Annotated in this window: 8 protein-coding genes; all 8 read left to right on the forward strand. The window is 36.8% G+C overall.

Translation table 11 applies throughout. The annotated features are described in order from the left end of the window. Positions 1 to 1,017: 1,017 nt before the first annotated feature. The 8 genes from kdsA (at position 1,018) to F6K40_RS30400 (ending at position 11,024) form a co-directional block, all read left to right on the forward strand. The gene (gene kdsA, locus F6K40_RS30365; RefSeq protein ID WP_293141314.1) at positions 1,018 to 1,869 is read left to right on the forward strand and encodes a 3-deoxy-8-phosphooctulonate synthase; all 852 of its coding nucleotides are present in this window, start codon (positions 1,018 to 1,020) and stop codon (positions 1,867 to 1,869) included. Next, positions 1,826 to 2,377, forward strand: coding sequence for a KdsC family phosphatase (locus F6K40_RS30370; RefSeq protein ID WP_293141316.1), 552 nt, complete (start codon positions 1,826 to 1,828; stop codon positions 2,375 to 2,377). Before kdsA ends, F6K40_RS30370 begins: the two co-directional genes overlap by 44 nt. A 355-nt stretch (positions 2,378 to 2,732) precedes the next feature. Further along, the gene (locus F6K40_RS30375) at positions 2,733 to 3,410 is read left to right on the forward strand and encodes a glycosyltransferase (RefSeq protein ID WP_293141318.1); all 678 of its coding nucleotides are present in this window, start codon (positions 2,733 to 2,735) and stop codon (positions 3,408 to 3,410) included. A gap of 416 nt (positions 3,411 to 3,826) precedes the next feature. Continuing rightward, the gene (locus F6K40_RS30380) at positions 3,827 to 3,964 is read left to right on the forward strand and encodes a hypothetical protein (protein WP_293141320.1); all 138 of its coding nucleotides are present in this window, start codon (positions 3,827 to 3,829) and stop codon (positions 3,962 to 3,964) included. 301 nt (positions 3,965 to 4,265) lie between these two features. Beyond that, positions 4,266 to 6,014: a class I SAM-dependent methyltransferase gene (locus tag F6K40_RS30385; protein ID WP_293141322.1), complete on the forward strand. Its 1,749-nt coding sequence runs from the start codon at positions 4,266 to 4,268 to the stop codon at positions 6,012 to 6,014. Positions 6,015 to 6,193: 179 nt separating this feature from the next. Beyond that, entirely contained in the window at positions 6,194 to 7,204 is a 1,011-nt protein-coding gene (locus F6K40_RS30390; RefSeq protein WP_293141324.1) for an FkbM family methyltransferase, read from the forward strand. 29 nt (positions 7,205 to 7,233) lie between these two features. Beyond that, complete coding sequence (locus tag F6K40_RS30395) at positions 7,234 to 9,843, forward strand: tetratricopeptide repeat protein (protein WP_293141326.1); 2,610 nt, start codon at positions 7,234 to 7,236, stop codon at positions 9,841 to 9,843. A 53-nt stretch (positions 9,844 to 9,896) separates the two neighbouring features. Next, positions 9,897 to 11,024: an FkbM family methyltransferase gene (locus F6K40_RS30400; protein WP_293141328.1), complete on the forward strand. Its 1,128-nt coding sequence runs from the start codon at positions 9,897 to 9,899 to the stop codon at positions 11,022 to 11,024. Positions 11,025 to 11,297 lie beyond the last annotated feature (273 nt).

Raw genomic sequence — 11,297 nt, forward strand, 5'->3', positions numbered from 1 at the left:
TGAGCTTCCTTAACCCAACCTAGTAAACTCTTACTTAATCAGTGCATCCGTGGCCAAATCCGTGTGAGCGCATCCGTGGCATAATTCGTGTGAGCTTCCTTAACCCAACCTAGTAAACTCTTACTGAATGAGTGCATCCGTGGCCAAATCCGTGTAAGCGCATCCCTGGCATAATCCGTATGAGCTTCCTCAACTCAACCTAGTAAACTCTTACTGAATCAGTGCATCCGTGGCCAAATCCGTGTGAGCGCATCCGTGGCATAATTCGTGTGAGCTTCCTTAACCCAACCTAGTAAACTCTTACTGAATCAGTGCATCCGTGGCCAAATCCGTGTGAGCGCATCCGTGGCATAATCCGTATGAGCTTCCTCAACTCAACCTAGTAAACTCTTACTGAATCAGTGCATCCGTGGCCAAATCCGTGTAAGCGCATCCCTGGCATAATTCGTGTGAGCTTCCTTAACCCAACCTAGTAAACTCTTACTTAATCAGTGCATCCGTGGCCAAATCCGTGTGAGCGCATCCGTGGCATAATTCGTGTGAGCTTCCTTAACCCAACCTAGTAAACTCTTACTGAATGAGTGCATCCGTGGCCAAATCCGTGTAAGCGCATCCCTGGCATAATCCGTATGAGCTTCCTCAACTCAACCTAGTAAACTCTTACTGAATCAGTGCATCCGTGGCCAAATCCGTGTGAGCGCATCCGTGGCATAATTCGTGTGAGCTTCCTTAACCCAACCTAGTAAACTCTTACTGAATCAGTGCATCCGTGGCCAAATCCGTGTGAGCGCATCCGTGGCATAATCCGTATGAGCTTCCTCAACTCAACCTAGTAAACTCTTACTGAATCAGTGCATCCGTGGCCAAATCCGTGTAAGCGCATCCCTGGCATAATCCGTATGAGCTTCCTCAACTCAACCTAGTAAACTCTTACTGAATCAGTGCATCCGTGGCCAAATCCGTGTGAGCGCATCCATGCCATAATTCGTGTGAGCGACTGATAATTGATAACCAAAAATGACAATACCTAACAATTTTATCCTAATAACAGGCCCCTGTTCCATCGAAAGTTATGACATCTGTGCCACCGTAGCAGATAAATTAGCTTTTCTACAACAACAACATCCAGAAGTAACTATCATATTCAAATCCTCATTTGATAAAGCAAACCGTAGTTCTATTAATTCATTTCGCGGAGTAGGATTAGAAAAAGGATTAGAAATTTTATCAACAATCAAAAAAGAATTTAACTTATTAGCTGTAACCGATATCCATGAACCCTCCCAAGCTAAACCAGTTGCAGAAGTAGTTGATATTTTGCAAATACCAGCTTTTTTATGTCGTCAAACTGACTTATTAGTAGCTGCTGCCGAAACAGGATGTACAGTTAACGTCAAAAAAGGTCAGTTTATCTCCCCCTGGCAAACTGAAAATATTGTAGACAAACTACAAGCTTCTGGTTGTCAAGATATTTTCCTAACCGAGCGAGGCAGCAGTTTTGGCTATCATAACCTAGTGGTAGACTTCCGCTCCCTACCAGTAATGGCTGCCACAGGAGCTAGAGTAATATATGATGCTGGCCATTCCGTACAATTACCAGGGGCGATGGGTACTCAGTCTGGTGGCCAAGCAGAATTTATTCAACCTTTGGCCAGAGCTGCTGTCGCTGTGGGTTGTGATGGAGTATTTATTGAAGCTCATCCTAATCCCGCAGAGGCTAAATCTGATGGTGCTAATTCTTTGCCTTTAGCTGAATTATCTGGTTTTTTGGAGACTCTATTGAGAATTCGAGAGGTAACAAATAGTTGTGTGGAGACTCAGAAAAATGTGGTGGTTGAGGAGAAACCATTGGCAACGTCTAGCTACTAACCTCCAAATGTTGGTTTTGGATGTAGATGGGGTGATGACAGATGGAGGTATTATTCTGTTGGGAAATACCGAACAGATGAAAAAGTTTAATTCTCAAGATGGTTTGGGAATTAAAATGGCTGGAACATCTGGGTTAAAGGTTGCTATTATTACTGGGAGAAAATCTGAGGTAGTGGAACGTCGGGCGAAGGAGTTAAAAATTGATGATGTTTATCAAGGTTATGAGAACAAGACTTTAGCTTTTACGTCTCTACTTCAAGAACATAATATTCAGGCAAGTCAAGTAGCTTATATTGGTGATGACTTGCCTGATGTTCCGGTGATGAAGCAGGTAGGAATACCTGTGGCGGTAAAAAATGCTCGCCCGGAGGTGAAGCGTTGCGCCGTCTATGTAACTAAGGTATCTGGAGGTAATGGTGCAATTAGGGAAGCAGTGGAATGGTTGTTGGAGTTGCAAGGAAAAAAAAGTTCTATTATTAATAGACTTCTTGCAGAAGTCAGGGAATAGGGAATAGGGAATAGGGAATAGGGAATGAAATTGTTGATTTCATATCTTGAATTTACTTCATTTTTTATTTTTGGAGATGTCTAATAGTTTGATATAGCAACTCTCAATTGATTGTGACAATTTCTATGATATAGGACTTACGCAACACAACATATTTCTGTCATTACGAGCGACAGCGTTTGCGGAGCATTCCGTCAGGAAAGTAATCTCAAGCCAATATTTTCGTGGTAGATGCGTAAGTCCTATGATAGTTAAATTGAACTGAAAACTCTTAAAATTCTGACTCCTGACTCCTGACTCCTAACTACCACCAAAATATTACAACTTAAATAAGATTACTATAGGAGAAAATTTAATGATTAATGTCTACATTGGTTATGACTATCGCGAGGCAGTAGCTTTTAGTGTATTAGCTCATAGTATTAATGTTAGGGCGTCTCAACCTGTTAGTATTGCCCCATTGATGCTGTCTCAACTTCAAGGAGTATTTACTCGCGAACGTCATCATTTACAGTCTACAGATTTTTCTTTTTCCCGGTTTATGACTCCTTATTTGTCGGAATACAAGGGTTGGTCTATTTTTATGGATTGCGATATGGTGATGTTGGATGATATTACTAAGTTGTGGGAGTTACGGGACGATCGTTATGCTGTGATGGTTGTTAAGCATGATTATGAAGCGAAGCATAAGGAGAAGTTTTTAGGGGAACCTCAAACTCCTTATCCGAAAAAAAATTGGTCAAGTATGATTTTGTTTAATAATGAAAAATGTAAAGCGTTAACTCCTGAATATGTCAATACTGCTTCTGGGTTGGAGTTGCATCAGTTTAAATGGTTGGAAAGTGATGAGTTAATTGGGGATTTGCCCCCTACTTGGAATCATTTAGTGGGAGAATATGATCCTAATCCAGATGCTAGTTTAGTTCATCATACTCTGGGCGGACCTTATTTTACAGAGTTACAAGATTGTGAGTTTAGTGATGAGTGGAGGGCGGAGTTGGAAGGTATGTTAAAATGTGAACAGAGAAGTTAAAAGTAATAAAACCTTTGCAGTGCGGGCATCTTGCCCGCGATCAAAGCAGGGCTATTTTATGGCTAACTTTCTGCTCAAAAATGATAAATTACTAATAATTTGATGTGATTTATTTTAATTATTATTAGTATTTGCTTCTCCCTCACTCCCCTACTCCCTTACTCCCCTGCTCAATAATTGGAGGTCAAGAGATTTCACTATGATAGGACTTACGCAGAGACTCTACATATAGGGAGAGCGAATACCAGCAAGCCCCTACAAATGGTGCTTTAAAAGTCAATTTGCGTAAGTCCTGTATGATTAAAACTATTGAACTTTCTACTGCTTCTCAACCTTGATCAGATTATACGGAAGATTTTAGTGAAAAAACTGTTATTTTAACTTTAAATGGTAAAGTTATAGTTGCTGTTGTATCTGTGAAAGATATTGATTTAGAATCTTTTGCCTTAAACGAAAATATGGAGTTTATTGAGATTATTGAAAAAGCAAGAGAGGAGTTTAAGACTGGTAAGCGAGTCTCTTTAGCTGAGATGAAAAGGGAAGTTTTGGGATAGTTTTGTCCTACTTAGTTTCTGTTTAGTAAATAGATTGTGAATCAAATATGCCAGTGTTATTTGAAGTAATATTTTACTTTCTATAAGCTCAATCTTTATATCAATGGTGGTATAGCAGTCGAAGGAAAGGGCGCGGACATTTCTCAATGCTGAAACCCTTTAACAGTTGACTGTTCCTTGTTCCCTGTGCCCTATTCACGCTTCGCGTAGCGCTATAAAAAAAGTATTTTGAAAAAAACAGACATATTTTTACTGTTCAGTATTATAATTTGACTAATGTAAACTTTCAAAAATTACGAAGATGAAAAACCAAGATTTGGAAACCCAACTAGATGAAATTAGAAAAATTGATGAAGTTAGAACCGAATTAAAAGGTTTGCAGCAGAAACTAGAGCAAGCTCAACAGTCAATCAAAGAACTTCGAGTTAAAGCAAAGGAAAAAATAGCCGTTGAAAAACAGTTGCTTTTAACTGGACATAATCTGCTGGCAAAAGGAGAACTTGAAGAAGCAATTCATAACTACCAAAAAGCGATCGCTCTCCAACCAGGGTTGAAAAAGTTACCTAAAGATTCATTAGCACAACTCAAATCAGCTTTATTGAATAATGAAGCAGAAAAACTGACAAAATCTAATGGTCACAAAGATATAGAAGAAAAGACAAGTTATAGTCGGTCTAATCCAAGTCCACGTTATCAGGAACTATTAGCTATGTACCAACAAATGCATGCTCATGGTTCGCCAGAACATAATATTCCTGCCAAGGTGATGTTTGCAGGTCAAAGTTTATCCCGTCAAGCTCTTAATATTAAGGATTTGATAGCAAAATATCAAGGGAAATCTTTACTGGATTATGGCTCAGGGAAGGGAATGGCTTACCGTACTAAGTTTGTACCACCTAACCAAAAAGACAAAGTTTTTCCCAATGTACAAACATTTTGGGGGATTGAGCAACTTACTTGTTACGATCCAGCATATTTAGAAAACAGTAATTTGCCGAAAGGGAAGTTTGATGCTGTTATTTGTACTGATGTACTCGAACACTGTCCGACAGAGGATATGCCTTGGATTGTTGAGGAAATATTTTCCTTTGCCTCCAAATTTGTCTATGCTAACGTAGCTTGCAGACCAGCTGCTAAACGTTTACCTAATGGAGAAAATGCTCACTGTACCGTTAAATCGGTAGAATGGTGGGAATCATTAATTAATTCTATTGCTGAAAATTACCCATCAGTAAGTTACTATTTCTGGTTTGATGTCGCTAAAGGGGAACCTGTTCTTTTAAAAAGTGAAACTGAAAAGCTAACAAAACATCAAGGCAGTTTTCAATCTGAGTCAGGGTTCACATCTACAGCAATCGTTGAAAATTTAATTGATGCTGTTAAAAACTCTGATTGCTCAAATACTCCTTTTTCTAATTTTTACATAGAAAATTGTTTTTCAAATGAAGTATACCAAGCTATTTTGGATAACTTACCAAGTGATGAAGTATATAAAGACCTTAAGCATAAAGATGCCCTCCGAGATGATGGTTCTAGTACCAGAGGTAGTTTTTCATTAATTAACGAACAAAGGTTAAATTTATTATCAAATCAACAAAGAAGTTTTTGGGAAATTATTACTGAAGCTTTGTTATCAGACGACCTCAAAAAAATAGTGTTTGAGAAACTTAAAGAGGATATTGCTAGTTGTTATCAAATAGATCAAGATAGGGTTATGGGTATGAAAGCTTTTCCTAACGTATTATTGCTTCGAGATTGGGAAAGTTACGAGATTAAACCACACCCAGACAGCAAAGAAAAAATAGTAACTATGCAGTTTTACTTGCCAGAAAATATGAGTCAAATAGAAATGGGTACGTCAATCTATGAAATAGAACCTAAAACTAAAAATATGAAATTGTTTAAAACGTACGATTTTAAACCTAACTCTGGATACGCTTTTGCCGTGACAAGTAAAAGTATTCATGGAGTCAACAAATTAAGTATTGGTTCCCAAGTCAGAAATACGATGATGGTGATATATTCTGAAAATTCAAGGTTATTCTACTAAGAGACTTGATAAGTTATAGGAAAAGTTAGATATTAAATCTTTACCAAGGACTAAAACGTACCCTTTTTTTGTCAAACTTTCAGGGTCATCTTTGGTAAGATATCCTGAATAGAGCATTGTCAGTTCTCTATTGTCCAGAACCTAGTTTGACTGATGTTAATTAATAACAAGAATTAAAGATGAAAAACCAAGATTTTGAACCTCAACTAGACGAAATCAAAAAAATAGATGAAGTTCGAGGCGAATTAAAGAGTTTGCAAGAGAAACTAGAGAAAACTCAAGAGTCACTTAAAGAACTTCGAGCACAAGCAAAGCAGAAACTGGCAGGAGCAAACCAGAAGGTAGAAACTGCCCATAATCTATTGGCAAAGGGAGAACTTGAACAAGCAGTTAATATTTACCAAAAGGCACTCATTTTCGAGCCAGGATTAAAGAAGTTATCCAAACATTCATTAGCACAACTAAAATCAGCTATCAAAATTGTAGGTAAGCTTGATTATCACAAAAAAGACATATTTTTGCTAATTGATTCAGCTATAGAAATGGGTCGTCTAAATTCTTGTAGGAAAGAGGAAGATACTGTAGTCTGGATGGAAACTTTTTTAAAGCCTGGAGAAATAATGTATGACATTGGCGCAAATGTAGGAGCTTATTCTTTAGTTGCTGCCAAATTGTATGAAGATCCAGTTAAAGTGTATGCCTTTGAACCAGCGTGTGACAATTTTCTTAAGCTCTGTAAAAATATATCCTTCAATAAATGCACTCACAATGCTTTCCCATTTGGAATTGCACTTTCTGACGAAACCAAGGTGGAAATATTTAACTATAAAGCGATAGCGTATGGTGGTTCTCATCATGCTTTAGGTAAACCAGTTAATAATACTCATGAGGAGTTCAAACCAGCTTTAAGTGTTCCTACTATAAGTTGGAGAATTGACGACCTAATTGAACAAATGAAATTTCCTGTACCAAATCACATAAAAATAGATGTTGATAGCATTGAGTTTGAAATCTTGAAAGGAGCAGAAAAAACATTATCAAACCCCCAAGTAAAAAGTATCAATGTAGAACAACACGAACAAGATGTAGAAAAGGTAATAGAGATGTTAGATAAGAAAAATTTTCGTTTGAATTCAGAGCATCAAAGAACGACAAAGCATATGAAAAATTATGTATTTGTGCGGAATTAATTGCCCAATAAATAAGGAGATAAATAATAATGAATCAACAATCTGGTACTTACTTCAAAGAGGCTAGGGAACTTCATCAAAAAGGATTCTTCAACCAAGCAATCTCTGCTTACAAAAGTGCCATTGAGTTGAATCCCTTCTTTTCTTGGTCTCATTATTATCTGGGGATAGTAATGGTTAAACTAGGCAATCTAGATGAAGCTGTTATTTGTTACCGTAAAGCTATTGATATTAACCCATATTCGTCTTGGTTTTACTATGAGTTAGGGCAAGTGCTGGCTCAAAAAGAAAAGGTTGATGAAGCAGTAAATCATGTGAGAAAGGCGATTGAGTTAGAGCCAGATATTCCTAGATTTTACTACTATTTAGGAAAAATTTTGAGTCAACAAGAAAAACTGGATGAAGCGATCGCTGCTTGGCAAAAAGCTATAGAAATTAATCCCAAGTATGTTAAAGCTCACCATGATTTGGGAGAAGCATTGTACATAAAAGGAGAGTGGGTTAAATCTGAATTTTCCTATAAGCAAGCAATTCAATTTCAATCGAATTCTTGCCATGAGCTTTACTATAGTTTAGCAAAAGTTCTAGAAAAACAGAGTAAATTAGATGAAGCCATAGTTTGCTTTCAAGAAGCTATGAAAATTCAACCTAATACTTACAAATATTACTATAGACTAGGACTTATTTTTAAGCAACAGAATAAGTTAGATGAAGCCATTGAAGTCTTCTATAAATCAGTTGATATCAACAAAAATTTCTGGCATTCTTACAAAGAACTGGGGGATATTTTCAAGGAAAAAGGTGATGTTGATGCAGCTATGGAATTTTACGATCGCGCCATAGAGATTAAACCAAAATTAGCAGTAAAGGTGGGAAAAAAACTGGAAGGCTATTTAGATCCACAAATTGCTATATGTCGCAAATCAATAGAGCAGAATCCTAAAGACTTTCACGCCTATAGTAGGTTAGGGAAACTGCTGGAAAAAAATGGTCAGTTAGGTGAAGCGATTCATATCTACAATAAAATTATGGAGTTAGATTCGGATTCGGCAATAGAAGGACACATTAGTAAGGCACAAGTGTTAGAAAAACAAGGTAAAACTGATGAAGCGGTAGCTTGTTATCAAGAGGTTGTCAAACTTAAACATAAAAATGACGATGCTTACATTTCGCAATATACAAGTAAAAACTTGAAAATTGAAAATGACCAATTTCCAACCAGTCTAAAAGTAAGAAGATTAATTGTTGCAGGAGGAGGACCAACCTGTGTGCTAAATGTGCTTTCTGTTTTGCGGTTTCAAGAAGGGATAGGAGAATACAAAAATCAAGAGTGTGATGATTATGTAGCAATTCTTGATAGTGGTTTAAGGTTGAAGCAGGGAGTAGAAATATTAGGAATTTGGAACTTCAAGAAAGCTTTTGCATCAGGGCAACTTTCCTGGGTTCTCAAAAAATGTGTTAACAAATCCACTACTATTGAATTAATCAAAAAAGTGTTCAATTATGACTTTGATGTTGTGTATGTTCATACTAATTATCAGTCAATTTTTAAAGAAAGTTTAGAAGCTTTTCCTAATGCCCGTAAAATAGTTTATGGTGATTCATTAGGTCAATTATGCTTGGAAGGTTCTACTCAGATAGATGATGCTTATTTAATTACCCCTTATGAAAGAACACGAGAGGCATTTCAAAAGTGTCAAGTTAAATGTGTCGAGCCTTCTTATTTCAAGTCAGTAATTTATGATGCTGCGAATAGAGTAACTGGATTATGGGAGTATTGTCAAGAAATCAAAAAAGTCTTGGGAAATTCAATAACCCTGGTAATAACAAAATATTATGCAGCTACCAAGCAATTTTTAGGAGACGTACAAGCAGAAATAGAAATGTATATGTCTCATGTATTAGCTAATACAAGTCCTGGAGAATCAGTATTAGTTAAAGGTCATCCAGGTTCTTTAAGTCAAAATAGAGCTACTACGATAGCTGAGAGGTTGCGAAGTGCAAAGCGAAATGCTATTGAGATTAGAGAAGAATTTGAGATTGTATCAATTGACTTATTTTTACCGTTTTTAAATATTAGTAAAGCGATAACTTTTACATCTTCTTCCTGTGTTTCTCTAGCTTATTTAAACCAATCTGATATTGTTTTAGGATTTGGAGAAGAGATGATTCAAAAGTATATTTCTCCAGGAGCTAGAGATTATATTAGAGGTGGTGAAAGGGTTTATTATTCCCAGATACAACAAGCATATAGACAAAAATTTCAGCCAATTAGCAGGTTTGTTGAAATGAAGAAACCTGCAAAAAACTTTCCGCAATTTCCTGTATTAATGAGATATAAAGACTTTATCCAAAATCCAATTGATACAACTCTTAGGAAAAGCAGTTTAATGCCAGATCAAAATCAACCAAACGATCAAATTTTTTACGAAAAAACGAAAGACTTAATTGATGAAGAGTTTGTACAAAAAGTTTATCAAACGTATCTAAACCGTAAAGCAGATCAAGTTGGTAGCTCAACCTGGGTTAAGCAACTTCGGGAAACAAAAATTAATAGATTAGAAATGTTGGCAAAAATTAGGCAGTCCAAAGAGTTCAAATTATTGCTGAAAAATCGAAAGTCAACAGATTATAAATAAGAGCAAAATCAAATGCTCAGACAAATCAAAAATCAATCAAAATATTCACAGTTATGCCAGAAGTATATCCACTTATTAATCCATTCAAGTCCGATCTTCAAATAGTATTGGAACCAGAGAGAGATCACATCGCTCAAGCAATTGCCAAAAATACTTATTATTGCCCACCAGTATTTAACGAGATATTCAGCATTATCAAACCAACTGACAAGTTAATAGATTTGGGAGGACATATTGGAACTTTTTCTTTAGTGGCAGCGGGAATAGGGTGTCAAGTCGTTGCTGTTGAAGCATCCCCTGAGAATGCGAGACTGATAGAAGCTAGTATTCAGAAAAATAATTTTCACAATATGCGCCTCGTCCACGCAGCGGTCAGTGACAAACCTGGAACCTTAGATTTTTTTGCCCTTGGTCCCTTTGGATATGTTTCTAATTCTAAGGCAGATAATACTTTTCAAAGTGTAAAAGTTTCTGCAATGACAGTTCCTCAAATACTTAATGACCTCAACTGGGACAGAGTAGATTTTATCAAAATGGATATAGAGGGTTCAGAAGTAGCAGCAATTCGAGGAATGTCTGACTTACTAGCAAGAAAGGATGCACCGATGATATTTTATGAATCAAACGGACATACTCTTGAAATATTCAACCAAACACCAAATAGCCTAATTTTAGCTCTAGAAGAGTTGGGATATAGGAACTATCTGGTTGAATCTGGCGGTTTAGTACCAGTAAAATCTACTGATTGGCAATTTGACTGTGTGGTTGATTATTTGGCATTGAAAGCTCACCATGTCCAACGCCTTAATAATTTAAAGTTTAAATCTGTATTTACTTCTGGGGAAATTCTAGAGCAAGCAGTTTTATGTTGCGCTCATCCTAACAAAAATCATAGAGCACACACTGCTCGTACTTTAAGTAGGGTAGATGATTCTATTTTGTTAAACTTTAAAGTAGTTCAAGCTTTAGGAAATTTTGACCCAGACGACTTTTTGCAAGCGACATCCAATCTTACTGATGAAGTTTTTGTCCAAACAGTTTATCGTGCTTACTTAAAACGAAATCCTGACAGTGAGGGGCAAAAGCTTTACCTGGGACAACTAAAGCAAGGTAAGTTTACGCGAGAAACTGTTGTTGTTGTAATTTTACAATCACCAGAGTATCAATCTCTCAGTTCTTAGGAGTAGGGGAGCGGGGGAGCGGGGGAGTAGGGGAGTAGGGGAGTAATTTTTTTGCCCAACAATGCGCCAAAAATGCGCTCCTTTTTGAGCATGAAGAGCTGAAACAGGCGTACTTTTTCAATACCTAAAAAGGCTAAAATCTTTATTTGCAAATGCTTTGAGATTTAATCAGCAGAGCAATAATTAGTGATAAAAACACTTCTTTCTCCTGGTACATTCTTTTCTCCTGTCTCCTGTCTCTTGTCTCCTGACTCCTCCCTAATTATTTATAAA

The organism is Okeania sp. SIO3I5 (assembly GCF_010672085.1).
In the GTDB taxonomy this organism is placed as follows: Bacteria; Cyanobacteriota; Cyanobacteriia; order Cyanobacteriales; family Microcoleaceae; genus Trichodesmium.